At 69.2% G+C, this 23,509-nt stretch carries 22 protein-coding genes; 8 read left to right on the plus strand and 14 right to left on the minus strand.

The annotated features are described in order from the left end of the window. From ACIBI4_RS04185 to ACIBI4_RS04220, 8 genes are all read right to left on the minus strand, one after another. The coding region (locus ACIBI4_RS04185; RefSeq protein ID WP_399202039.1) for an ABC transporter transmembrane domain-containing protein at positions 1–737 on the minus strand (737 nt) is incomplete at its 3' end. Continuing rightward, positions 734–2,509 carry an ABC transporter transmembrane domain-containing protein gene (locus ACIBI4_RS04190; protein WP_399202040.1) on the minus strand — a complete coding sequence of 592 codons (1,776 nt, stop codon included), beginning with the start codon at positions 2,507–2,509 and terminating at the stop codon, positions 734–736. The genes ACIBI4_RS04185 and ACIBI4_RS04190, both read right to left, overlap by 4 nt. Beyond that, positions 2,506–3,714, minus strand: coding sequence for an alpha/beta hydrolase-fold protein (locus ACIBI4_RS04195; RefSeq protein WP_399202041.1), 1,209 nt, complete (start codon positions 3,712–3,714; stop codon positions 2,506–2,508). Before ACIBI4_RS04195 ends, ACIBI4_RS04190 begins: the two co-directional genes overlap by 4 nt. Then, positions 3,707–4,561, minus strand: a complete 855-nt coding sequence (locus tag ACIBI4_RS04200) for an ABC transporter ATP-binding protein (protein WP_399202042.1) — start codon at positions 4,559–4,561, stop codon at positions 3,707–3,709. Before ACIBI4_RS04200 ends, ACIBI4_RS04195 begins: the two co-directional genes overlap by 8 nt. Then, on the minus strand, positions 4,558–5,616 hold the full coding sequence (locus tag ACIBI4_RS04205; RefSeq protein ID WP_399202043.1) for a FecCD family ABC transporter permease: 1,059 nt from the start codon (positions 5,614–5,616) through the stop codon (positions 4,558–4,560). The genes ACIBI4_RS04200 and ACIBI4_RS04205 overlap by 4 nt, the downstream gene beginning before the upstream one ends. Further along, a complete protein-coding gene (locus tag ACIBI4_RS04210; protein ID WP_399202044.1) occupies positions 5,613–6,668 on the minus strand; it encodes an iron chelate uptake ABC transporter family permease subunit in 1,056 nt (351 codons plus the stop codon). The genes ACIBI4_RS04205 and ACIBI4_RS04210 overlap by 4 nt, the downstream gene beginning before the upstream one ends. A 148-nt stretch (positions 6,669–6,816) precedes the next feature. Continuing rightward, positions 6,817–7,806, minus strand: coding sequence for an ABC transporter substrate-binding protein (locus ACIBI4_RS04215; protein ID WP_399202045.1), 990 nt, complete (start codon positions 7,804–7,806; stop codon positions 6,817–6,819). A gap of 55 nt (positions 7,807–7,861) precedes the next feature. Beyond that, positions 7,862–9,727 (minus strand): SIP domain-containing protein, encoded by a 1,866-nt coding sequence (locus tag ACIBI4_RS04220; protein ID WP_399202046.1) that lies wholly within the window; start codon positions 9,725–9,727, stop codon positions 7,862–7,864. Between the two features lie 125 nt (positions 9,728–9,852). Between ACIBI4_RS04220 and ACIBI4_RS04225 the strand changes: the two genes are divergently transcribed. After that, positions 9,853–11,460 (plus strand): helix-turn-helix domain-containing protein, encoded by a 1,608-nt coding sequence (locus ACIBI4_RS04225; protein ID WP_399202047.1) that lies wholly within the window; start codon positions 9,853–9,855, stop codon positions 11,458–11,460. Positions 11,461–11,491: 31 nt separating this feature from the next. Here the strand turns inward: ACIBI4_RS04225 and ACIBI4_RS04230 are convergent, their stop codons facing one another. Together ACIBI4_RS04230 and ACIBI4_RS04235 are read right to left on the minus strand one after the other, a co-directional pair. Beyond that, positions 11,492–11,767, minus strand: a complete 276-nt coding sequence (locus tag ACIBI4_RS04230; RefSeq protein ID WP_399202048.1) for a hypothetical protein — start codon at positions 11,765–11,767, stop codon at positions 11,492–11,494. Positions 11,768–11,913: 146 nt separating this feature from the next. Further along, complete coding sequence (locus ACIBI4_RS04235) at positions 11,914–16,296, minus strand: S8 family serine peptidase (RefSeq protein WP_399202049.1); 4,383 nt, start codon at positions 16,294–16,296, stop codon at positions 11,914–11,916. A gap of 329 nt (positions 16,297–16,625) precedes the next feature. Between ACIBI4_RS04235 and ACIBI4_RS04240 the strand changes: the two genes are divergently transcribed. The 4 genes from ACIBI4_RS04240 to ACIBI4_RS04255 all read left to right on the plus strand — a co-directional run bounded on the left by ACIBI4_RS04240 (position 16,626) and on the right by ACIBI4_RS04255 (position 18,947). Further along, the gene (locus ACIBI4_RS04240; protein WP_399202050.1) at positions 16,626–16,937 is read left to right on the plus strand and encodes a hypothetical protein; all 312 of its coding nucleotides are present in this window, start codon (positions 16,626–16,628) and stop codon (positions 16,935–16,937) included. A 594-nt stretch (positions 16,938–17,531) separates the two neighbouring features. Further along, positions 17,532–17,864 (plus strand): hypothetical protein, encoded by a 333-nt coding sequence (locus tag ACIBI4_RS04245; RefSeq protein ID WP_399202051.1) that lies wholly within the window; start codon positions 17,532–17,534, stop codon positions 17,862–17,864. A gap of 8 nt (positions 17,865–17,872) precedes the next feature. Further along, complete coding sequence (locus ACIBI4_RS04250) at positions 17,873–18,478, plus strand: CHAT domain-containing protein (RefSeq protein ID WP_399202052.1); 606 nt, start codon at positions 17,873–17,875, stop codon at positions 18,476–18,478. Further along, positions 18,459–18,947 carry a hypothetical protein gene (locus tag ACIBI4_RS04255; RefSeq protein WP_399202053.1) on the plus strand — a complete coding sequence of 163 codons (489 nt, stop codon included), beginning with the start codon at positions 18,459–18,461 and terminating at the stop codon, positions 18,945–18,947. Before ACIBI4_RS04250 ends, ACIBI4_RS04255 begins: the two co-directional genes overlap by 20 nt. Before the next feature lie 53 nt (positions 18,948–19,000). Here the strand turns inward: ACIBI4_RS04255 and ACIBI4_RS04260 are convergent, their stop codons facing one another. Next, a complete protein-coding gene (locus tag ACIBI4_RS04260) occupies positions 19,001–19,411 on the minus strand; it encodes a DUF6069 family protein (RefSeq protein ID WP_399202054.1) in 411 nt (136 codons plus the stop codon). Beyond that, entirely contained in the window at positions 19,408–20,019 is a 612-nt protein-coding gene (locus ACIBI4_RS04265; protein WP_399202055.1) for a TetR/AcrR family transcriptional regulator, read from the minus strand. The genes ACIBI4_RS04260 and ACIBI4_RS04265 overlap by 4 nt, the downstream gene beginning before the upstream one ends. A gap of 160 nt (positions 20,020–20,179) precedes the next feature. Here ACIBI4_RS04265 and ACIBI4_RS04270 point away from each other — a divergent pair, with 160 nt between their 5' ends. Further along, entirely contained in the window at positions 20,180–20,929 is a 750-nt protein-coding gene (locus ACIBI4_RS04270; RefSeq protein WP_399202639.1) for an NUDIX domain-containing protein, read from the plus strand. Positions 20,930–21,035: 106 nt separating this feature from the next. Here ACIBI4_RS04270 and ACIBI4_RS04275 read toward each other — a convergent pair whose 3' ends face one another. Together ACIBI4_RS04275 and ACIBI4_RS04280 are read right to left on the minus strand one after the other, a co-directional pair. Continuing rightward, positions 21,036–21,503 carry a GNAT family N-acetyltransferase gene (locus ACIBI4_RS04275; RefSeq protein WP_399202056.1) on the minus strand — a complete coding sequence of 156 codons (468 nt, stop codon included), beginning with the start codon at positions 21,501–21,503 and terminating at the stop codon, positions 21,036–21,038. A gap of 334 nt (positions 21,504–21,837) precedes the next feature. Further along, a complete protein-coding gene (locus ACIBI4_RS04280; RefSeq protein WP_399202057.1) occupies positions 21,838–22,404 on the minus strand; it encodes a TetR/AcrR family transcriptional regulator in 567 nt (188 codons plus the stop codon). Positions 22,405–22,502: 98 nt separating this feature from the next. On the opposite strand from ACIBI4_RS04280, the gene ACIBI4_RS04285 reads away from it, so the two are divergent. Both ACIBI4_RS04285 and ACIBI4_RS04290 read left to right on the plus strand, forming a co-directional pair. Further along, entirely contained in the window at positions 22,503–23,159 is a 657-nt protein-coding gene (locus ACIBI4_RS04285) for an FMN-dependent NADH-azoreductase (RefSeq protein WP_399202058.1), read from the plus strand. Then, positions 23,156–23,476 carry a DMT family transporter gene (locus ACIBI4_RS04290; RefSeq protein ID WP_399202059.1) on the plus strand — a complete coding sequence of 107 codons (321 nt, stop codon included), beginning with the start codon at positions 23,156–23,158 and terminating at the stop codon, positions 23,474–23,476. The genes ACIBI4_RS04285 and ACIBI4_RS04290 overlap by 4 nt, the downstream gene beginning before the upstream one ends. Positions 23,477–23,509: the final 33 nt, after the last annotated feature.

A 23,509-nucleotide genomic window follows, 5' to 3' on the forward strand; every position in this document is an offset into this window, starting at 1 on the left:
CCCCAGGAACCCGACATCACAGCGCGATGACGTCGCTCGGCGAGCCCGAAGCCGAGCACAGTGGCATACCCACGCCGAGACTCAAGGATCTGCTGAACACGCCCGCTCATCGCCGCACGCTCGGCCCGGTACACCCGGGGCCCGGTGCGCAGGTACCAGCGCATGGCGAGGGCGTAGACGGGCAGGACGACGGCGAACGCGGCCGCATAGGGCCATTCCAGCGCCGCGAGCCCGCCGAGCGACACGACGATGGTGAACGCGGTGACGGTGAGCGCGGGAATCACTGCGGGAGCGGCATCGGCGACGGCGTTGACGTCGTCGCTGGTCCGGGACACCAAGTCCCCCGTACCCGCGCGCTCGACAAGGTGCTGCGGGAGCGTCATGGCGCGGCTCACCAGCCGCTCGCGCAGCGCGGCGAGGACCGTGTGATAGATGCGGGTGGCGAGCACGATCGCCACCGCGGTGCCGGCCGCACCGAGGGCGCCCGCGAGCGCCATGACCGCCGTGACGGTGAGGACGGTGCCGAAATCCGCGGTGCCCGTCTGCACCTGGTCGACGAGGTATCCGATCGCCACCGGTGGGATCAGGTCGACGGCGGTGCTGACGATCCCGACCGCGCCGACGGCGGCGAGCCGGAGCCGGTGTCCGCGGCTGAGGCGCCAGACCTCCCTGGCCGTCGCCCGGCCGCCCGCGACGGGCAGCGCATGCCCGGTCGTCGCAGCGGATGTCACTCTCATCCCACCGTCCTTCCGCGCAGGGGTGCTTCCGCGGAGTTCTCCAGCAGGTCCACGACGCGGTCGCAGCGCCCGAGCAGCACCGGGGACGAGGCGATCAGCAGCGTCGAGCGGCCCGCGCGGGCGCCGGGCAGACGCACCGCGATCGCGTGCTCGGTGACCGGGTCCACCGCCGTGGTCGGGTCGTGCAGCACGAGTACCGGCGCATCGCTCGCCAGGGCGCGGGCGAGTGCGATCCGCTGGCGCTGGCCGCCGGAGAGGCGGTTGCCGTCCTCGCCGACCGGGAGGTCGAGGTCGGCGGCGAAGTCGTCGCACGCCGCGGCTCGCACCGCGGCTTCGAACAGCCCGGGCGCGCCGACGCCGTCCCCGGTGGTGAGGTTGTCGCGGATCGTTCCGCTGAACAGTGTGGTCCGGTGCGGCGCGACCGTGACCCGGGCGCGGTACTCCTGCGCGGTCAACTCCCGCGCCGCGAGCCCGTCGAGGCGCGCCTCCATCTCACTGTCGGAGCGCGGGTCGAGCAGGGCCAGTGCGATGCGGGCGGCGGTCCGGTCGTCGGCGCGTACGCCCACGAGCTCTCCGGGGTCCACACGGATCGTCGCAGCGGGCGTGGACACCTCCAGCACGGGCAGCGGTGCGACCTCGGCGCACGTCGTGTCGTCCTGCCCGGGACCCTCACCGCGATGGCCGCGCAGTGCGTCGATCACGCGCGCGGACGCGGCGCGGCCTCCGGCGAGGTTGGGGATGGAGGCACTCGCGATCGACTGGATCTGGGGCAGCAGCGCCTGGGTGAGGCCGACGGCGGCGATCAACTCGCCGATGCTCAGCTGCCCGTCCACGGCGAACCAGCCCGCCAGCCCCATCACCGCCGCGACGAACGTGCCGGTGACCGCACCCGAGCCGGCGAGGAACCTTCCCAGCAGCCCCGCATTGCGCTTGGCCCCGACGAGGGTCTCCTGGCTCGCCTGCCGGTACCTCCTGGTCGCCTCGGCCTCGGCTCGTACGCCCTTGACCACGCGGTAGCCGGCGACCAGATCGGTGGCCCGCCCGACGGTGGAGGCCAACAGCTCCTGGTACGCGCGGGTGTCCCGGGAGAGGCGCTCGCTGAGCACGCCCATCAGCCATACCGCGGCAGGTGCTCCGAGGAGCACCACGAGTCCGAGCAGCCAGTGCGTCGCCAGCAGCGATACGGCGATGAATCCGATGGCCGCGATCCTGGAGACCGGCAGGATCGTCAGGATCACCGCGTTGGACAGGCGGGCGACGTCGCCGGTCATCACCGAGACGACGCTGCCGTCCGGCGCCCGGTCCACCCCACCGACCGGATGCAGTACGGAAGTGGAAAGGGTGCTCCGGAGCCGGTGCTGCAGCAACTGCACCGCGTACGAGGTCAGCCGGTTCGCGAGCTTCGCCGCCATCGTCAGTACGACGTACAGGCCCACCAACACGCCGAGCCACAGGGCCAGTTGTCCCGTGTTGCCGGTCGCCAGCGCCCGGTCGATGGCTACCCCCATCACCACGGGGACCGCCGATTCGCCGACCTGCCACACGACCGCGAGCAGCATCGCCGGAACGGTGACCCGCTTCACCGAGAAGATCACGCGCAGCAGGAACCGCCCAGGGGTGACACCCGCCCCGGCCTCGTACGCAGGAGCCTCGATGGGTTCGGCAGGCGCCTGCAGCAGCGCAGGCAGCCGACGGGTCAGAGGTCCGCGCCCCAGACCGGCGGGGTCGGCGCCCGAGCAGTCGGCGCCCGGGAGACGCGAAGAGCTGCTCACGCGCGGCTCCCGTCGCTGCTGCCATCCCTGCTCCCGAGCGGGAAGCACCAGAGCAGCGCATCGGCGAACAGTCCCCGCCACCATGCGTAGTCGTGTCCGCCGGCGAACTCCCGGTAGAAGGTGTCGTAGCCCTTGCCGGTGAGCACGTGATCGAGCCAGCGGCTATGGGTGAGCGAGCTCTCCAGCTCACCGACGTCGTGGAAGATGCGGATCGGCGCCGTCTCCTCGGCCAGGAAGTCGGCGATCAGCGTCGGTACGGGGATGCGGCGCAGCAACTCACCTGCCCCCGTCCCCCACGTCAGGTCCGGGTGATACCCGCACGACGGGGACTGGACGATGGCGTTGCCGAACGTCGTCGGGTGATGGAGCGCTGTCCAGCCGGCGCTCAGTCCGCCGAAGCTCTCACCGGCCAGCGCGACATCGGCGGGGTCGTGCGAGAGCGGATACCGGTGGTGGAGCCACGGCAGCAGTTCTTCGACCAGCATCCGGGAGAACGCCGGGTTGCAGAGCAGTTCCTTGTCGCGCTGCGCTCCACTCTGTTCGACGAGGACCACCGCACACGGCCGGATCTGCCCCGCTTCGACCAGGGCATCACGAACGCTCGGCGCGCTGTGCTCCGGTGTCCCGTCCAGGTGGATCACGAAGGGCAGTGCGCTCTCGTGCGAGTACTCCCCCGGCGGCATGGAAACCCAGATGCGGCGCTCGTCTCCCAGGAACCCGCTCGCCAGCACGGCAGCGTCCATGGCCGGGGCCGGCCGCGCTTCGGCCTGGTCGAGCCAGGGCAACGGCGCCGCGTCGGGCAGCGCTGCCACCGAAGCTCCGGAGAACCGCTCCACCGAGCACTGGGAGAACTTCGGCGACGGGTTGAACGGGTCCGCAACCTTTTCGCTCTCGCCTGACGGCCCGCGTCGTACGAACACGTACGAGAAGCGCAGGTCGGAACGCATCCGCAGGGTCAGCACACGGAAGGGTGTCCCGGCGACCGGGGTGAATTCCGTGTCGATCGGGTTGAAGGCGATCCTGGGGCCGATCACCACCGAGAGGGCGACCGTCGTGTCGTCTGCCGGCTCGTCGACGAAGGTCACCTCCACCTCGTGCGCAGAGACCCGCTCCACGAGCGGTGTACCTGCCTGCTGGAGATGTCGTCGGAACCTCTCCGGGCTCCACTCACCGCTCGACAGCTTCTCGACAGCCGGGTCAGACATGTATCGCGCTCTCTGCGTCGGTGGTGTGGGCGGATCTGTGCCGGGTGCGTTCGCGGCCGAGCGGCACCACTTGGGGGCTGCCGGTCACCGGATCGGGCAGCACCAGACAGCGCAGGCCGAAGACCTCCTCGACCAGCTCGGCCGTGACGACCTCGTCCGGAGTGCCCTCGGCGACCACGGCGCCGTCCTTCATGGCAATCAAGTGGGTGCCGTAGCGGGCAGCGTGGTTCAGGTCGTGCAGGACGGCGACCAGGGTGTGGCCGGCATGGTGCAGATCGGTGAACAGCTCAAGGAGCTCGATCTGGTGGGTGATGTCGAGGAAGGTGGTCGGTTCGTCGAGCAGCAGGATGTCGGTGCGCTGCGCGAGCGCCATCGCCACCCACACGCGCTGGCGCTGCCCGCCCGACAATTCGTCCACCGGGCGCCCGGACAGCTCGGCGACCGAGGTCTGGCGCATCGCCCTGAGCACGGCCCGCTCGTCGTCCTCGGTCCACTGCCGCATGAACCCCTGGTGGGGGTACCGTCCCCGTGCCACCAGGTCGGCGACGGTCATCCCGTCCGGGGCGATCGAGGTCTGCGGCAGCAGTCCGACCCGCCGCGCCACCTCTTTGGTCTTGTACGAGTTGATGCCGGCGCCGTCGAGAACGACCTGCCCGGCCGACGGCTTCACCAGTCGGGACAGGCCGCGCAGCAGGGTGGACTTGCCGCACGCGTTCGGGCCGACAATGACCGTGAACGACTCGTCGGGGATCGCCACCGAGAGGCCGTCGGAGATGGTCCGCTTGTCGTAGCCGATGGTCGCCGACTGAACGCTCAGGCGCGCGGTGTCGGTCGAGACTGCGCTCACAGGCGTCTCCTCGCTTCGGTGAACAACAGGTATCCGAGGTATCCGCCGCCGAGCACGACGGTGATGATGCCGACCGGCAGCGGAGTGGGGGCTACGTGCTGGGCGAGGTAGTCCGACGCCAGGCACAGCAGCGCTCCGACGAAGGCGGCGGGGACGAGGGTGATCCCGGCGGTGCGGGCGAGGCGGCGGGCGATCTGGGGGGCCACCAGGGAGATGAACGCGATCGGTCCCGAAGCGGCCGTGACCGTCGCCGTCAGCGCCACGCCGACCAGGATCAGGCCGAGGCGTACGGGCGAGACCCGTACCCCTTGCGCGCCGGCCGCGTCGTCACCCAGCTGCAGCTGCCGCAGCGGCCGGCTCAGCATCCCGGCAAGCAGCAGGAGTACGGCGATACAGGAGCCGCCGATGGCGACCTGGTTCCACGACAGGCCGTTGAGCGACCCGGCACCCCACGCGGCCGCGGACATCGCCTGGTCCAGGTCGGCCTTGAGGATCAGCCAGGTGTTGAGCGACCCGAGCATCGCCGAGACGCCGATACCGACGACGATCAGCCGGAACCCCTGCACCCCGCGCCGGTAGGCGAGCACGTACACGGCCACGGCGGTGGCCATCCCGCCCAGCAACGCCCCGCCGACCAGCTGCGCGTAGGTGCCGTTGACGACAAGGATCACGAACAGCGCGCCGGTGTAGGAGCCGTGGGTGAGCCCGATGATGCCGGGGTCGGCGAGCGGGTTGCGCAGCAGTGACTGGAACACCGCCCCGCTCACGCCCAGCGCCGCGCCGAACACCAGCGCCCCGGTCACCCGGGGCAGCCGCCAGTCGACCACGACCTCCTGGACGAAGCCGGTTTCCCGGCCGGTCAGTGCGGAGAGCACCTGTCCGGGACTCAGCGCGTACGAGCCGGTCATCAGCGCGAGCAACGCCGTGGCGGCGGCCGCGATCGCGAGCACCGTGCAGACGACGACCGAGCGCCACTGGAGCCGGACCGAGATCCGCCGGTGCCTCAGCACCAGGACCCGCCGTCCGAAGTCCACCGGTGGAAGTGTGGTGTTCACAGTCCGCTCGCCTTCTTGCGTCGCGCCAGCGCGACGAGGACGGGCGCGCCGACGAAGGCGGTGACGATGCCCACGGGGATCTCGCCGGGGCGCATCACGACGCGGCCGAGGATGTCGGAGACAAGGAGCAGGCTCGGCGCGAGGAGGATGCTGTAGGCGAAGATCCAGCGTTGGTCCGGGCCGACGATCCAGCGGGCCACGTGCGGCACCATGAGTCCGACGAAGCCGATGGGCCCGGCGATCGCGGTGGCGCCACCGGCCAGGAGGGTGAGCGCGAGCACCGCGAGCACACGGGTGCGTGCCAGCCGGACCCCTTGTGCGACCGCCAGTTCGTCCCCCAGCGCGAGTGCGTTGAGCGGGCCCGACACCGCCAGGGCCAGGACGAGTGCCACCGCGAAGAACGGCAGTACCGGCCACACGACATCGAGCGGACGACCCGTGATCGACCCGGCGTTCCAGTACCGCATCGCGTCGAAGGCGTCCGGGTCGGTCAGCTGGAGGGCTTCCCTGGCGCCGCCGAGCACGGCGCCGACGCAGACCCCGGCCAGCACCATGACCACCGGCGAGGAACCCTTCCGTGTCGACCCGAGGGCGAGCACCAGGAGCGTGACGATCAGTGCCCCGGCGAACGCGAACCACATGTAGCCCTGCGATTCGCGAACGCCGAGCAGGCCGACGGCGACCGTCACCGCGAAGGACGCACCGGCATGGACACCGAGGACACCCGGATCGGCCAGGGGGTTGCGGGTGAGCGCCTGGATCAGCGCGCCCGACAGACCGAGGGCGATGCCGACGACCAGGCCCACGAGGGTGCGCGGCAGCCGGAAGTCGCGGATCGCGAAGTGATCAGGGCTGGAGGGCGGGTTGAGCAGTGCCTCCCAGATCACCGGGACGGGGATCACTTTGGAGCCGACCATCACGCTGAGCACCATCAGCGCGATCAACACGGCGAAGGCTGCGACCAGTCCGATGACCCGGCGGCGCCGGTGCGAGACCGCGGGGGGCGCCTCTTGTGTGAAAGTCGCCGCTTCTGTTGCGTCCACGAGCGTCATCCGGCCTCGGCCTGCGTGGCGAGCGCGGCGCTCACGCGTACGGCGGCGAGGGCCGCGCCGTACTGCCGCAGGGGTGTCATGGTCATCGCCGTGCTCTTCTTTTCCTTCGGTGCTGCGAGGGAGGCCGCCAAGTCAGTTGCCGGTGCTTCTATTTCGTGAGCTTCGCCAGGGCACGGTCCAGGGAGTCCAGGTACTGCAGGACGGGCCCGTAGGAGTTGTTGCCGGGGCAGAAGACTCCGAGCGCCGATCCGGATTCCACGGCGGGCAGCGCCTTCCAGGTGTTGGTGTCGACCACCGGCTTGAAGGGCTTTGTCGGCCTGCCGTCGGCGTCGACGGGGTAGGTGACCACGTCGTACTTGGCCAGATCGCTGATCTGCTCGAAGGGCAGGGAATCGTAGGCCAGGGGGTCCTTGCCCGCGGCCGCCTCGGGCAGGTCGAGGCCGATGTCGTCCCGGGCTATCTCGGAGCAGCCGATGTCAGCGATGTAGAACGTTCCGGGGTCGCTCCAGTCTCCGCGGGAGATGTCGACGAAGGAGGTGCCGTCGATGGTCTTGCGGTGTGTCTCCTGGATCTTTGTGACCTTCTTCTTGAACTCCGCGGTCTGCCGGCTGAGTTCGTCCGTGACGTTGCCGGCCTCCGCGATCTCGCCGGCGAAGGCCTTCCACTCGGTGTCGAGTCCCCACAGCACGGTGGGGGCGATCGACTCGAGTCGCTTGCCGACCTTGTCCCAGTCATTGGAGTGGAACTGGACCAGGATGAGGTCCGGCTTGAGCGCGGCGAGCTTCTCGAGGTCCACCTCGCCCCCGTCGCTGCCGACGACCTCGGCCGCCTCGTATGCCGACTTCTGTTCGTCCGGCAGTACGGCGAGTTCGGAGTCGGACACCTCGGTGACGCCCACCGGCTTGCCGCCCAGGTCGATGAAGGGGAGGTTCGTGTTGCCGATCGTGACGATCCGCTGGGGGTCGGCGGGGATCTTCACGGTGCCGTTCTCGGCCTTGACGCTGCGGGTCGCTGCGGCCTTCTCGCCGGCGTCGCTGCTGTCGCCGCCGTCCCCGCCACAGGCGGTGAGGAGGAGCGTCGCGCTGGTCAGTGCGGCGGCGAGGACCGTGCCGCGCCGCGTCAAAGGGGTGCTGCTCATGGTGGTTTGTCTCTCTCTTCTTCCCAAGGGAAAGGGGTGCCCTGGGTGGAGGGGATCAGTTGGCAGTGGAGCGGACGAGTTCGTGGACGGTGGTGCCGAGGCCGACGGTGTGCGCCGCTCGGCGCGTGAGGCCGGCCCGGGTGATGACGGCGTCCAGTTCTGCTGCGGTGCGAAGACCTGAGCCGTGGCAGGCCAGGCCGATCAGGTCTGCCTCGCCGTCGTGCTCGTCGAGGTCGTCGGTGTCGAAGACCTCCTCGATCAGCAGCACTCGTCCGTCGGGGGTGAGGTTCTCGGCCGCCCGGCGCAGTGCGTGCGCGGCGTCGGCGTCGGGCAGGGTCTTGAAGGCGCGGCTGATGAGCACGGCGTCGGCTGCCGGGGTGGGCTCGAAGACGGACTGCTCAAGGACGTCGACCCGTATGCGCTGCGACTCCTCGGGAATCGTGGCGGGCAGGTCGCGGCGCAGCCAGTCGGCCTGGGCGGGCAGGGCGCAGATCGTCACGCGCAGGGTGTCGTGGGCCGTGACGTACTCGCGGGCGTGGGCACCGGCGCCACCGGAGTGGATCACCAGGTGGCGGACTCCGGCGAGCAGGCCGGAGGTGGCGATCGGTCCGGCCAGTGCGGGCTGGAACTTGGCCAGGCGCTCCAGGTGACGGTCCTCGTAGTCCTGCTCGGCCCGTACTTCGGTGAAGGTCTGGCCGGTGACCGAGGCGTAGGCGGAACGGCCGGTGCGGAGCGACTCCGTGAGTCCGTGGATGCCGAGCATCTCGCGACCGACCACCCCGGCGGAGTGGAGCCTGTCGGCGATGAACTCGAGGGTGAGGACTTCACCGACCGGCGTCAGGGCGTAGTGACGCGGCTGTGTCTCGGTCACCACGTCCAGGGTGTGCAGGTAGCGCAGCAGCTTGCCCAGCGCGCGCTCGTCGGCTCCGGCCTTGGCGGCCAGTTCGCGCACGCTGCTCACGCCGCGGGAGATCAGATCGGGAATGCCCAGTTCGACGGCGCTGCGGATCGCGAGCGGCGCGACGAGCTCGGTCAGGTCGTGGAGCTTCTGGAACGGGGCGACCGTCCGCTCCGGGTCGGGTATGGCCCCGTCGCCGTCCATGGCGACGACCGAGGAGCGGCGCCAGTAGCCGGCGAAGTCGATGTCCTCCTTCGGCACACCTCGGTCCTCGACCAGGTGTCGGCGGATGTCCCGCACGGCGGTGTGCTCGCCGGCCAGCCAGCCGAACGCCTGGCCCGACCACCACTGCGCGGCGCGGACGGCCTCGGTGAGCGGCGAGGCGTTCCCGGTCGTCACTTCCGAACGGACCAGCCACGTCACCTCCACCCCGGGCAGCTCACGCAGCTCCTGGCGGTGGCCCTCCTCGGCGATCTCGATGAACACCTGCGCCCGGGCGTCGGACGGGAGCTCGTCGAGCAGGCGGCCGATCGCGGGGAGCGCGGTGTCGTCGCCCGCCACCAGCCACCAGTCGGCGCCGACCGGAAGCGCCTTCGATGTGCTCGGGCCGCTCAGGTGGATCCGGTCCCCCGGCCGGGTGCGGTAGGCCCACGTCGTTCCCGCGCCCACCCCGTGCTTGACGAAGTCGATGTCCAGTTCGCCCGCCTCGGGGTCCCACCGGCGGACCGTGTAGGCCCGCGACAGCGGCCGAGGATCCTTGGGCATGGTCAACTTGGCCTCGCCCTGGGCCGGGAGCACCGGATCGCGCTGACCGGGGTAAGGGAAGTAGAGCCCGAGGTCGTCGTCGAAGCCCTGGGACTCGAAAGCAGGACGTGCGAAGCCGGCCGCGGTGGTGAAGGCGCGCAGCTGTTCCCCGCTCAGCGTGACCCGCCGCATTCCCGGGGTGATGTCGACGGTCCGGACCACCTCGACCTCACGCAGGGTCGGCGGGTGCACGGTGAGCCGGCGCGAGGTTTTGGGCATGCGGGAGACCGAGCTTTCTCATCGCTTCGAGGGAAGGAGCCGCGCCGGTACAGGAGGGCGCGCCGAGGTAAGGTTAGGGGAACCTTACCTCAGATGGTGTGCGCAGACTGCCGTACGGTTAGGACATGGTGATGTCCTCCTCGTACACCGCGAGTTCCGGCTCCCCTCCGCCGATTCCGGGCGCGCGGTGGAGTCCGGCCGACGCACCCGTTCGACCGCTGCTGCTGTGGGTGCGCACCGGCACGGCACACGTGCGCCTCGACGGCGGGCCGGTCATCCGGCTCAGGGCCGGCGAAGGCGCCTGGATTCCCGCGGACGCCCAGGCCGAGCGGGCGATCACCACCGAGCCGGGCACGGTCGCCTTCCCGCTGTTCCCCCACGCAGGCGTCGGCGCGCGGGGGTTGTCGGAACTGACCCGGTTCGACGTACCGAGCGGCTGGCAGAACTGGTTGATCCAGCTCTTCAACCTGCAGGTCACACCATTCAGCGGCCGCGGGTACTCCCCCGAGGCGATCGAAGAGCTACTTCGGCGTCCCGGCGCGCGCCCGCCGACGCCCGCCGTAGCCCAACAAGAGCCGAACCCAACGGAGTTCGCCCCGCCGGCGATGCCGCGAGCCCGCGGCGCCAGAGCGGTCGCCGAGGAACTGATGCGCGACCCCGGGCTCGATCTCACGGTCGAGCGCTGGGCGGCACGGGTGCTGTGCAGTGCGCGCACGCTTCGCCGTGACTTCCTCGCCGACACCGGGCTCACGTTCGAGCGGTGGCGACTGCTGTGCCGGCTCGGCGCCGCCGTGGAGTTCCTCGCCGCCGGTTACGACGCGGACCAGGTGGCCGCCCTGGTCGGATTTGCCAGCCGCAACGGCCTCACGAGGGCCTTCAAAGGACAGTTCGGACAGACCCCCCACGAGTTCGGACGCAGACTCTTCGCCCGGCCCGGCGCCGGTGGGCTGACGCAGCGGGCGGCGGCAGCGCGGCAGACCGACGACCTGATCCGGATGATGCACCAGACGGACACTCCCGCCGCGCCGCAGACCCTGCCCGCGGCCAGCACGCCCTCGCATACCAACGACATCCACGTCCTCAGCTGGATGTACCGCGGCAGCGGGTACCTGGACATCGGCGACCGGCGCTACGAGCGGGAACGAGGCGTGGCGACCTGGATCCCGGCGGACATGGAGCATGTCACCGGCCTGCGCGAGAACTCCGTCTCCCTGCCGCTGGGCAACGCGAGAACCGCCGACCTCCACCTGACCGCGCCGCTACAGGCGCGTTTCCCGCCGGCGTGGGACGACTACTTGATGTTCTGCTCGATCAGCGCCCGGTCCGCACTGCGCCCCGAAGAGCACAACCCCCGCCACATCCTGGACCTGTTCGCGGATCAGGTCGCCGCCCAGCAGGCGCTGTCGGTGCCGATGCCGACCGATCCGCGCGCGCGTGCTGTCGCGATGGAGTACCTGCGCCGTATCGGCGAGCCCGGCGGAACGCATGATGCCGATGTCGGTACCGAGATCACCCGCGCCTTCCGCAACGAAACGGGCATGACACTCAATCGCTGGCGCTATGCCGCCCGTATGCGCATTGCCCGCGACCTGCTGGCCGCAGGCGCCCCGCCCAGCACCGTCGCACGCCGGATCGGGTACGCCCACCTCCCCACGTTCAGTGCCGCCTTCTCCCGCTTCCACGGACTCTCCCCACGCGAGTACCAAGAACGCGAGGTGGCCGACAGCCGCTGAGAGGACGTCCGCGCCCTCTGCAGCCAGGTGTTCAGAATGAACAGGGCGCCGACGTCACGAGCGAAGACGGCATCGGCTCGCCAGCGCGGTGAAGCGAGCAGCCGGCGCCACCGGGCTTGCTCGGCCCGAGGATCTGCTCCCTCGCCAGCCCGTTCTCGACCGGAGTAGCGAACAGGGTCAACATGGCGAGCAACACCACGACCGAAATCACCGCGAGCAGCACCGAGTGCGGTGCGATGGCCCAGGGGGTGGCAACCCAGGCGGCGAGCAGGCAAAGGAAGCGGAGCGGATCCGCCAGATGGGCCACACAGAGACACTCCCGCACCCACACCCGCGGCGGCCACCTGCTGCACGCGGTGGCGCGCGAACCGGCCCGCCTGCTGATATCAACAGGCGGGCCGGAACGCTTCTTCAGCGATCACCATTCACCAACCAGCGGTCGCTGGTCAGCCGTCAGCAGCCGATCGGACGCAACACCCAGTCCTCCACCGTGGGTGTCGTCGAGTTGATTCTTGTCGTACGGGTCTGGGGCTTCCACCCGTCCTTGGCCACGATCATCGTCAGAGGGTTGTTACGCCGGTCCAGCCAGTGCGCGTACTTCCCCTCCGCGTCGGTGGCCAGAGTGAGGGACGAGGCCCACGAGTCCACCTGGACCACCGCCGCGGAGATCGGTGCGGTGGCGCCCTGGCACGTGGTTCCGGTGACCTGACCCATCAACTTGCCCCAGGTCGTCGGGGGTTGAGCGGTCATCGTCACCGCCACCGGCTGCACCGTGTACGGCGTGTTCTCCTTGATCGAGACCAAACCGGAGTACGTACCCGGCTGGTCCACGCTCGCCGCCATCGTGACGGTGACCGTGACCTTCTCCCCCGGGGCCAGTGTCGTCTTGGACTTGTCGAGCGACATCCAGCTGACGTCGGCGGCAGCCTCGGCGCATCCGTCCAGGCCGGGCAACTGCTCACTGTCCGGGGTCGCGTTGAAGGAACCGGACGAGCCGCCGACCTTGTAGAAGCCGCACGCCGCACCACCGCGGTAGCGCGGTGCGTTGGCGTTCGGCAGGCTCGCCCACGCGTTGGTTGCCGGGTCATAGGCGAAGCCCGCGTTGGTGATCGCCCCGCCCTGGGAACCGCCGACGACCAGGAGCTTGCCGCCCGCTGTCGCGAACGAAGCGGCCCAGTGGTCGGCCGGAGCATCCGCGATGGGGGTCCAGGTGCCGGCGCCCGGGTCGAAGGCGTAGCCGGCCTTCTGCGAGACGGACCCGTCGTTGCCGCCGGAGCAGTACGCGCTGCCGTCGATCCCGCCGCAGGAGGCGAAGGCCACCGCCTTGGGGTAGTCGGGCAGTGTTTCCCACTTGTCGGCGCCGGGGTCGTAGCGGACGACGTCGTTCGACATCGGCGTGCAGTTCGCCGTGGTGCAGCCGCCGACGGCGTACAGCTTGCCGTCCACGACCGCCTGGCCCGCGGCAGAGCGCGGCGCCGGGTTGTCCGCCTTCTTCGTCCAGGCGTCCGCCGCCGGGTCGTACGACCAGGTGGTGCCGGACGGGCCGCTCGCCGCCCAGCCGCCGGTCGCGATGATCTTCCCGTCGATGACGCCCACGGTCATGGCGTTACGGGCTTCGGGCAGATCGGCGATGGCGGTCCACTTCTGGGCGATCGGGTCGTACACGTAGTTCTTCGCCGTGGACGCCGTGCCGTTGCCGCCGGCGATCGAATACACCTTGTCGTTCAGGTACACGACCCGGTTGTCCATCACGTTCGCCGGGTAATCGGCGATGTCCGTCCAGGGCTCGGCCTGCGGGCCGGCCTTGGCCTGTGGCGCCTCGGCGGACTTGCCGCTCGCCACCGCCCGCAGTGAGGTCGCGGCGTCAAGGCGCTGTTCGGGCGCACCGTCCGATCCGAGCACCTTCTGTTCGCTCAGCTTGGAGCCGTCGGCCCGCAGCAGCTCGAACCCGCCGTCACGTTCCCCGAACACGACCTCGGCCGGGGCCTGTCCCGTGTTGGTCACGGTGAAGGTCTTGGCCGCCTTGCCACCGGGCATCCTCAGCGTCGCCGCCAGCTTGGCCGGGGTGATGGCGAGCCGGCCCGCGGCGAGCTTGAAGTTCGCCGCCGTCGCGAAGTCGGCCTGGACGTCGACCGCCTTGCTCTGAGTGACGTAACTGCCCGCCTTGGCAGTGAACTTGTGGCTGCCCGTCAGCGAGGAGAACATCCAGTAGAAACCGTCGGCGAGTGCGGTGTCGTCCGGCGTCGCCGCGCTGGTGGCCTTCTCCGCGGGCTTGTCGTCGCTGGTGACGGTGGCGCCGTTGACGTAGCCGTTGTCGTTGGCGTCGCGGACGTGGCCGAGGACCAGGCCGCCGTCGACGGGCACACAGGTGACCTTGCTGCCGATCAGCACGTTGTCGACCTGCCACCACCAGTCGTACGACGCCTCGTAGTAGTGGAAGCGGACCTTGACCTGGTCCTTGCCCGCGGCCTGCGGGATGGGGATCTCGGTCATCTTGGGCCCGCGCGCATCGGCCTTCTGCTGCAGCACGTTGGTCCAGGTCGTGCCGCCGTCGAGACTGAGGTCGACCTCGGCGACGTCGGTGCTCAGGCGGTCGAAGTCCTGGTTGAAGCGGATCACCGGTGCCGTGACACCGGTCAGGTCCACCGCGGGGCTGACGAGGGACGTGTCCTGCTTACCGCCGGATCCGTACTCGTCACTGTCCACGATGGCGAAGCCGCCGCCACCGCCCGTCTTGTTGCCGCGGGCGCCGGGGTCGTCGAACTTCCAGACCTGGCCGTTTCCGGCATGGTCGGCCACGGACCAACCGGCCGGAGCGGAGCCGCTGTCGAAGGTCTGGTACTCGCCGTCCGAGCCGAACCGGTAACCCGGAGCCGTGGTGCAGGCGTTGGCCGCTGCCGGCACGGCGACGTTGTGCGCCTTGTTGCCCGAGCCGACCACGACCTCCTGGGTCACCGTCTCGTAGCCCGGGTACTGCGGCTCGACCTTGACGGAGTAGGTGTCACCGGCGGGCAGCTGGAAGGAGTAACGGCCGTTGGCCGGCGTGGTGTAGTCGGAGACTCCCGACGCGCCCGCGACGCTCACCTTCGCGTAGAGCGGCCAGCCGTGTCCGGAGCCGTCGGTGACCGCTCCGCTGACGGTGACGCTCGCCTTCGCGGTGAGCGCCACGTCGAGCGTGGTGGTCTGGTTCTTGGTGATCTCGGCCGGGACGGTCTTGGTCTCGTAACCGAACATGCTCACCGTGGCCTGATACGAGCCGGCCGGCAGGAGCGAGGAGAACGTACCGTCGGCCCCGCTGGTCAAGGTGCGCTCGGCCGGCCCGGTCAGGGTGATGGTGGCGTTCGCCACGGGATTCCCGGTGGCCGCGTCCGTGACCTTGCCGGACAGGGTGCCGGTGTCGCCGATGGGCGCGGCGTCAAGGAGCGCGAGCGCGTCGAGGCGCCCTTCGCCGAAGACGTTGTTGTCGTCGGCGGTGCCACCGCACTGGCTGTCCGCCCGGTCGGTCGCCGAGTCGTTCAGGAGCGCGCGGGTCGCTTCGACATCACCGGCCAGTGTGGGCGCTGCCGACCACAGCAGCGCGATCACACCCGCGAGGTGGGGACTGGCCATCGAGGTCCCGTTGAAGCTGGCATACGCGCCGCCGCGGATGCTCGAGCGCACGTTGACGCCGGGCGCCGCGATGTTCGGCTTGATCTCACCGTTCTGCCCGGTGCCGCGGGCCGAGAAGCTCGCGATGTTGTTGTTGACGTCATAGGCGCCGACCGAGTAGTTGCTGGCCAGGCTGCCGGGAGAACCGCTGGTCTGGCACCCGGGGCCGCTGTTGCCGTTGGAGAACGTCCCGAAGATTCCCGACGCGGTCCAGGCCAGCGTCACGTCCTCCATGAACGGGTCGTTCGACGGCAGCCGTGAGCCCCAGGAGTTGTTGATGATGTTCGGCCGCTTGCTCACGTCCGGGTTCTGGCCGGCAAGGTCCCTCGGCTCCAGCATCCACTGGCCGGAGGTGATCAGCGCGGCGTCGGAGGGGCAGCAGCCGTTCGCCGCGATCCACTTGACGCCCGGTGCGACACCGATCTGGTTGTCGCCGTCGCCGCCCGCCATCGTGCCCATCGTGTGCGTGCCGTGGTCGTCGGTGTCGCACGGCGCACCCTGGCAGGCACCGGCCGCGTCGAACCAGTTGTAGTCGTGGCTGAAGGTGCCGTCACCGTTGTTGCCGCGGTAGGAGTTCACCAGCGCCGGGTGGTCGAACTGGACCCCGGAGTCGATGTTCGCGACCGTGATCCCCTCGCCCTTGACGCCGTACTGGGACCAGACGTCATCGGCGTTGATGTTGGCGATGCCCCACTCCACGGAGTTCACCGTGTTCTGCGCATCGCCCTTGGTGACCTCGGGCTCCTTGTACGCGACCGGCGCGTAGAGCCCGTCGACCTCGGCGTGGGCCGCGAACTTCTGCGCCAGCTTCTCGGAGCCGTTGCTCACCTTGATGGCGTTGCTCGCCCAGAAGGTCTCGTACACCGCGCCCGCGTCGTCGAGCTCGGCCCGTACCTTGGCCTGGGACTCGGACGCGGTCTTCTTCAACGCGTCCACCACAGCCTGGCCGCGCTTGTCCCAGTCCTGCTGCGCACCGGCCTGCTTCAGATCAGCCCGGTCCTGGAAGTGGATCCAGAAGTCGCCTTCGCTCTTCATCTCGAAGTTCCGGGCGAGTTCCGGGCGTATCTTGTCCCCGTCGGCGACCGCGGCTGCCTTACCGGCCGCCTCGCCGGCCGGTAAGGCCTGTGCGGGGGACCCGGCCATCGCCAGGCCGGTCGCGGCGATCGCCATCGTCGCGATAGTGCTCATGACGGATCTGACAGTGCGTCTCTTGCCTGAACGCCGTGAACGTCTCAACTCTGTTCTGCCTTCTTCTGGATTGCCCGCGGCCGGATGTGCCACGGGTGAAGGTGCAGGAGTTGCTCTCGGGTCAGGGGGCGGGAGTCGATGCCCCTTGCCCTCTCAAGTGCCGCGCGGGTCGCGTGCGTTGAGAGGGGAGCGTACGCATCGATATGACGCTCTGGCATGTGCATGGCCATGCCGCCAGTTGGTTGGGCTCCTTATCGGCCATTGATCTGATCGGCCGTGCCGGCCCCACTCCCTGCGCCACCCCGAACGAGCCGAAGGGACTGTCATAGGTGGGCGGGGTCGACCGGAAGTACATCCCCGCGCTCCGCCAGGACGGGCGTTACCAGCGCTTGTTCGATCTCACCGAGCGCATTCCGCGCCGCCAGCTGAACCAGCGCCTGGCCGTTGGCCTGCACGCGCTGGAGGACGCCCATGGCCACCTGCTGCCCCACCCCGTGCAGCTAAGGGACGATCACGATTTGTGGGTTCCAGGCACGTGGCATTTCCTCAGGGGAAACCCGACACAAGTCCTGATGGACTGTTCGAGTGACAGGAAACGCGACTGCCGCGGCCAGCATGCCCTGGGGCGATCGCGACCATGAGCGCGACCATGCTGCCGATGTCGTGGATGCCTTGGACCGGCTTGCCGCCAAGCCAGGCGTCCAGGCCCCGCAGGCCATGGGAACCGGGCTGGAGGACGAAGAAGGCGGCCAGGTAGAGGACGTACGGGGTGGCGCGGCGAGTCGAAGATCGCTCATTGGTCCATACCGAGCGCGGCGGCCGCCACGACCGGGCCGAAGGCGAGCGCACCCAGCAAGGTGAGCGACCGGGCCAGTCGGGCCGCACCAGGGGTGATGCGCCCGGCTGGGCCTACACCAGCTACGAGGCCGACTTTCCTCGACGTCCACCGCCAGGTCACGAGGTGGATGAGCGGCACCGCAAACCGCATTGTTCTCACATCGGTCTGCCCACCGTGGCACGAGCCCCCTCACAGCCGTGTCAGCGGCTCGTGGCACAGTCATCCGCCATGGACACGGATACGTTCTGGCAGCTAATCGATACCGCCCGCGCAGCCGATGCGCCGCTGCACGAAGCACTGACCGATCACTCAGCTCCTGCGCCAACAGCCGACTGAGCCCGGGGAGCACGAATGGACCGACGAGCTGCTGCGAGACCTCGCCGCAGACGGAGCCATAGTGATCTTCAACGTGTCGGCTTTCCGCAGCGACGCCCTGCTGCTGACCGCCGACGGCCAAATCCCCCTCGAACTGCCCAAGCTGGGCTACCGCACACTCGTGGACCGCGTCAACACCTTCCACGCCGCACTGCGGGAGACTGGGCACCCAGACCTGCACCGCCGACTCGACGCACAGGACCAGCTCGCGGACGTGCTGGACTGGCTATGGGAGGCGGCAGCGGAACCCGTGCTCCGGGCTCTGGATCACCACGGCCCGGTAATAGACGGGCAACGGGCACCCGGTCCCGCAAGCGCCGGCGCGCTCCGCGCATTCCGCATCCTCGCTCGCTGATCGTGGGGATGCGATCTACCCCTGGCCTGGCCAAGCCGCTCATGCACGTCCGCGAGGAGGTCACCGCGGTGCGCCGACAACTGCCCGACAGCACCGTGTTGGCAACTCCAGACTCCCTACCGGGAGTTCCGGCTCCCACCAAAGCCCATGTACTGGCCGCATTGAGAGATTGCCTCATCGCCCATTTCGCCTGTCACGGCCGGACGGACCCGAACGTCCCCACACGTAGCCAGCTGCTACTGACGGATCATCAACAAAGCCCGCTGATCGTGGCCGACCTGATGACTGCACTCACAGGCGACGCACAACTGGCCTTCCTATCCGCATGCCGTACGGCGGACGCGGGCACGACCGAGCTCATCGACGAAGCGATCCATCTGGCCTCCGCCTTTCAACTGGCTGATTTCCCGCATGTGATCGGGACATTATGGGACTTGGACAGCGAGGCGGCGAGGGACATCACCGAATCCTTCTACACCGGGCTGCGCGACAGCCAGGGACATCTCGACCCAGCCCTCGCACCACTAGCACTCCACACAGCTACCCGGGACCTGCGGGACGCGTACCCGAGATCACCGACTTTGTGGGCGACGCATGTCCACGTGGGACCTTGAGACGGATGCCTCGGTCTCCAACTGGGAGGCTGCGTTTGACCTCCTCAACATGATCCACACCCAGGCCGCGGAACCACCGCCCACCACAGGCGAGACCGTCAGCCGACCCTCATTGCTTGCTGACCTCGCGAATGCGCAGGACCGCAACACCCGTCTGGCCAAGGAGAATCAGCAGCTTCGTGGCCGCCTGTCCGCCGCACGCGGCGAAGAGATCTGGCGCGAGGCGGGACTTGCGGCACCGCCGGACGTCGAGACCCTGACCGGCCGCATCACCGAGCTGGAACAGGAAGCCGTCGAACTCCGTCGACGACTCCAAGAGAGCGAGGAGGACCTCGAAGCGGCCCGCTCGGTCAACCGCGAATACATGGCCCGGCTCTACGCCAACGACACGCCCCCTGGGCCTCGGCCCGCCCCACCAGGTATCGCTCTTCATCTCGATCGTGGTGGGCGCTCTGACGGTCATCCCTAGCCGCGCGACGTGCCTCCATCTGGTGCTGTTCGCGGCGTACTTGGTGCTGGCGGTCATCCCCTGGCAGCACCGGCTCCCGCCCCAGGGGACCTGCCGCCCAGCCCCGGGATCAGCACCGCCGCCACCACCAGGTGCATCAGAGCGAGGAAGACCCGGGTGCCGCCGTCCATGCCGTCACCGATCAACGGCAGGAAGGACACAGCCAGTACGGTGCCGGCCACCCCTATCCAGATGGCGCGGGCGCGCCGCGCCCCGAACCGCTCCAGGGCTGCCAGCAGACCCCAGCCGGAGAGCGACGCGAGCAGTGCGACGACCGCCACGGGCACGGCGCCGATGGCGAGCGTCTGCTCGCCATCGGCGATCCGCAGCCGGTGCCCCAGCAGTGGGTCCGCGACCAGCCACACCAGGACGGGAGCCAGGACGGCCAGGGCCGCAACCCCCAGGCGCCTTCTCCGCGCGCTCACTTGGCGCCCCCCGAGAGTGCCCCGTGCAGGAAGACCTCCACCAGCTCCTGCGGGGACAGGTCGGGCTCGCCCTCCGTACGCGGCTGGGTGAAAAGCAGCCCGATGAAGAGGGCCGCGATCTGCTCCGGCGGTCGGCGCAGGCCGGCCTTGTCGGGCTCCAGCAACTCCGCGAGGGCCGCGCGGATACGGGCCGTCGACTCGTCGCGGCCCGCGCCGCGCACCGTGCCGGGGTGCTTGCCGCCGCGATGCCCCAGCGAGCCGAGGATCGCGCCCATCCTGTCCATGTGCGCCTGCAGCGCCTCGGCCGCCTCCGCGAGCCGGCCGGGCAGCGGCTGAGACACGTCGATCGCGTCGAGCTCGCGGACCGCATTCTCGGGGGAGAGCGCCTCGGCCATGCAGGCTTGCAGCAGTTCGTCCTTGTCGGTGAAGACGCGGAAGATCGTGCCCTCGCCGATGCCCGCGGCGCGGGCGATCTTCGCGGTCGTCACGGCGGAGCCGTACTCGGTGATCAGCGGAATCGCGGTCTGGATGATCATTCCACGGCGCTGCTCCGGCGACATGGCGGGGGCGCGGCGGCGGGTGGTCTGGTTCTCCTTGGGTGCTGTCATGACCGCAAGAGTACGGAGTGAGGACTCACTCCGTCAATGAGTGAGTCCTCACTCCGTCGGCTTTTCCATACTCGGCAGCTTGTCGACGGCAGCCCACCCGCGGGGCATCGCCGTCATCCGCAACAGCAATCACGATCTCCTGATACATCTGCGAGATGACGTGGTCGGCATCGCAAGGCCTGGACACTGGTCGGCTCTCGGGGGTGGCTGCGACCCTGGCGAGATGCCAGCCGATGCCATCGTCCGGGAACTGGCCGAAGAAGCCGGCCTCGTCGTGACCGACCTGGCCGAGCTCTTCGAGATCACCGACGAGCACGGGTCAGGTCAGCGGCTCACATTCGATCCCGCCGTTCATCCGCGACGTTCTCGCCAGGGCCGCCTCGGTCTGACAACCCGTCCGAGTAACATCGCTTGCACCACAGGTGTTGCACTCTCTACCTTGCTAGCAAGAGCCATCTGTACTGCGAAAACTACGACGTCCTCACGGCCGAGACCCGCAGAACCCCCACAGAACAGCCGACCACGGAGTCCGCATCGTGTACGTGCCAACCGCGCTCGGCACCCTCATCCTGGTCGCATACGTCGAGGCCTGACCCCATGCACACCCCGCGGCGGGCCGAGATACACGAGCAAGTACTGCGCCACAACCGACGCTCCCAGCTGGCCTGGTGGGCACTCATGGCCTGGTGGTTCCTCTGCCTGGTCGTCGGAGCCGTTCTGCTGTGGTCAACATTCCACGAGGCACCTGTCGCCGTACGGACCTGGATGCTCACCTTCTGCGTGCTCGCCTACTCCGTGGCCATCTTCATCCCGATGGTGCTGGTCAAACCAAAGGCATCGAAGTGCCAGTGCGGATGCACCCCGAAGCCAACAGCCTGACCATCACCATCCGTACGGGCACAGCACCTGATCCCGCGCCACCGCTCCTGACACCGGCTCCCCGCGTGAGCAGCAGCGCGTCCACCAGGTCCTCAGCAGCCTGCGGAGCAACTCCCAGTGACGGCTGGCGGGCCGCGCTACGTGACGCTGAGCGGCAGGTCTCGGTGGAAGACGGCCATGGCCTGGCCGGGGCCGTTGTAGTCATCGACGATCTTCGTGTTGAAGCCGAGGCTTCGGTGGAAGGCGATGGAGCCGGTGTTCTCGGTCGACGTGATCGCCTTCAACCGCCGTGCACCGTGGCGCTCCGCTGCTTCGGCGAACGCCGTATACAGACGACGGCCGAGACCGGTGCCACGGGCGTCGTCCCGCGTGGCGATCAGATGCACGTACCCGGTGCCGTCCGGGGTGACGAACCCAAAGATGTACCCACGGATTCCGTCATCGGCGCGGGCAACCAGGCAGGTTGAACCGAACTCCTGCACCAGCGCGAGAAGGTGTAGCGACCGAAGGTCGCGTTCGCCCCAGTAACGGGGGTGGTCAGTCAGGACCTCATGGAAGTCAGCCACCCCGGCCGTAGCAATGTCCATCCCCATGGCGACGATCATGGCAGACCCTGCAACTGCCGGTGGGCCGTGGCGGCGCGACTGGAGTGACGTTCATGGCCGCAATCTTGCCGATCGCCTCCGACGAAGGCCCTCCCGGCCGCCGCCCCACAGCGGTTCCGGCACGGACGCGCCCACGTTCGAGTGGCCCCATGGTGACGCACACCGGACACCAGATGATCACCGAGTGATCAAGAATCGCTTCCTCAGCAAAGTGAGCAATCCCGCCTACGACCCCGTCACCACGGACCGGTAGAGCCGCCACCGGCACACAGCCTGTGTGCGGCCCCCTTGTTCGTGACCCCTGATCCGCGAGGCCGGACAGCCGGCCCACGGATCAGTGCAGAGCCCCCAGGACGCCCTCAACGAGGCGGGTGAGCGCTGTCTTGATGGCCGCGGTGTCCAGGCCCCGCTCACGCTGGTGCGCGAACACCTCGGGGGCCAGCGGTGCGAGGAGGATGTCGCACAGCGCCTCGGGATGCGGCACCTTCGCTTCGCGCAACAGCGCGAGTACGTGCAGCCGCCAGAAGCCGTACGCGCCGGTGGCAAAGCGGGCGGGGCCCGTCTCGGCGCCCAATACCAGGCCGATGTGGTCGGTGAGCAGATCGGTCATCGCCGCGTAGAAGGCGGCCAGCCGCTCGGCCGGCGGCGCGCCCGGGCCCAGCGGTGGCGGGCCATGGATCATCTGCTCCTGCAGCGCCCGCTCGTGTTCATCGAGCAGGGCCGTCGCGATGGAGGCGGTGTCGGGATAGCGGCGATACAGCGTGCCCCTCCCGACACCTGCCGCGCGGGCGATGTCCTCCATCGTCACCGCTCGCGGATCCTTCTCCACGAACAACTGCCGGGCGGCATCCAGGACTTTGACCCGGTTTCTGGCGGCGTCGGCCCGCTCCGGCTTCGTCATGCGACCACCGTACGGAATATGTGGACAGTGCGTCCAGTTACGTGTCACTGTCGATACGGACACGCCGTCCACTTAAGTGTTCCTGGAGGGGACCCCTCATGGCTGTACTGCTCCACCTTGACGCCAGCGCCCGCCGCACCTCCTTCAGCCGCGAACTCGGCGATGCTTTCGCGACGGCCTGGCGCACGGCACACCCCGACGGCCACCACATCCACCGCGACCTCGCCGCCGACCCGGTCCCGCACATCACGGAGCCCTGGACCGAGTTGTGCGACTACGTCCTCGAGCACCAGATCACCAACATCGACCGCTACAAGGAGGCCGTACGCACCCCGGCCCAGACACAAGCGTGGGCGATCATCGAGCCGCTGCTCGCCGAACTGGTCACCGCGGATGTCGTGCTCATAGCGACGCCGATGTACAACTTCTCCGTCCCGTCCGCGCTCAAAGCGTGGCTGGACCAGGTGACCTTCCCCAAGATGTCCCTCGCGCCGCGGAAGTTCGTCGTCGCCGGCGCCCGCGGTGGCGCCTACGGCCCGGGCACGCCACGTGAGCCGTACGACCATCACGAGCGTTACCTGCGCGACTTCTTCGCCGGCCACTACCGCGTCATGGGCGACGACGCGATCTTCCTCAACACCGAGCTGGTCAACACCCACCTCGACCCGGCACTCGCCGCACACCGCCCGCAGCACGAACTGTCCCGCGCCGCCGCCCTGGCCGCGGCCCGCACCCTGGGAGGCGAACTCCGATGACCTGGACCCTGCTGATAGCCGCCGGCCTGGTGGAAGTCGTCTGGTCGCAGAGCATCAAACCCACCGAGGGCTTCACCCGCCCCCTGCCGACCGCGATCTCCCTGGTCCTGATGATGGGCGCGGTCTACCTGCTGTCGAAATCCATGGAAAGCCTGCCCGTCGGCACCGCCTACGCGGTCTTCACCGGCATCGGCGCCATCGGTGCCATCATCCTCGGGATCGTGGTCCACAAAGACCCCGTCTCCGTCGGCCGCATCGCCGCAGCCGCACTCATCGTCGGCGGCGTCATACTGGCCCGCACCACCGCAGCAGATTGACGTCCACACCGCGCCGACTGCATCGGCTCCAAC

Source organism: Streptomyces sp. NPDC050418 (genome assembly GCF_044458745.1).
Lineage (GTDB): Bacteria > Actinomycetota > Actinomycetes > Streptomycetales > Streptomycetaceae > Streptomyces.

What these genes read in the sequence shown, in the direction of transcription:
- ACIBI4_RS04195 (WP_399202041.1), bottom strand. Translation starts at nt 3,714, where the DNA reads ATGTCTGACCCGGCTGTCGAGAAGCTGTCGAGCGGTGAGTGGAGCCCG.
- ACIBI4_RS04210 (WP_399202044.1), bottom strand. Translation starts at nt 6,668, where the DNA reads ATGACGCTCGTGGACGCAACAGAAGCGGCGACTTTCACACAAGAGGCG.
- ACIBI4_RS04215 (WP_399202045.1), bottom strand. Translation starts at nt 7,806, where the DNA reads ATGAGCAGCACCCCTTTGACGCGGCGCGGCACGGTCCTCGCCGCCGCA.
- ACIBI4_RS04220 (WP_399202046.1), bottom strand. Translation starts at nt 9,727, where the DNA reads ATGCCCAAAACCTCGCGCCGGCTCACCGTGCACCCGCCGACCCTGCGT.
- ACIBI4_RS04225 (WP_399202047.1), top strand. Translation starts at nt 9,853, where the DNA reads ATGGTGATGTCCTCCTCGTACACCGCGAGTTCCGGCTCCCCTCCGCCG.
- ACIBI4_RS04235 (WP_399202049.1), bottom strand. Translation starts at nt 16,296, where the DNA reads ATGAGCACTATCGCGACGATGGCGATCGCCGCGACCGGCCTGGCGATG.
- ACIBI4_RS04250 (WP_399202052.1), top strand. Translation starts at nt 17,873, where the DNA reads ATGCGATCTACCCCTGGCCTGGCCAAGCCGCTCATGCACGTCCGCGAG.
- ACIBI4_RS04255 (WP_399202053.1), top strand. Translation starts at nt 18,459, where the DNA reads ATGTCCACGTGGGACCTTGAGACGGATGCCTCGGTCTCCAACTGGGAG.
- ACIBI4_RS04265 (WP_399202055.1), bottom strand. Translation starts at nt 20,019, where the DNA reads ATGACAGCACCCAAGGAGAACCAGACCACCCGCCGCCGCGCCCCCGCC.
- ACIBI4_RS04275 (WP_399202056.1), bottom strand. Translation starts at nt 21,503, where the DNA reads ATGATCGTCGCCATGGGGATGGACATTGCTACGGCCGGGGTGGCTGAC.
- ACIBI4_RS04280 (WP_399202057.1), bottom strand. Translation starts at nt 22,404, where the DNA reads ATGACGAAGCCGGAGCGGGCCGACGCCGCCAGAAACCGGGTCAAAGTC.
- ACIBI4_RS04285 (WP_399202058.1), top strand. Translation starts at nt 22,503, where the DNA reads ATGGCTGTACTGCTCCACCTTGACGCCAGCGCCCGCCGCACCTCCTTC.
- ACIBI4_RS04290 (WP_399202059.1), top strand. Translation starts at nt 23,156, where the DNA reads ATGACCTGGACCCTGCTGATAGCCGCCGGCCTGGTGGAAGTCGTCTGG.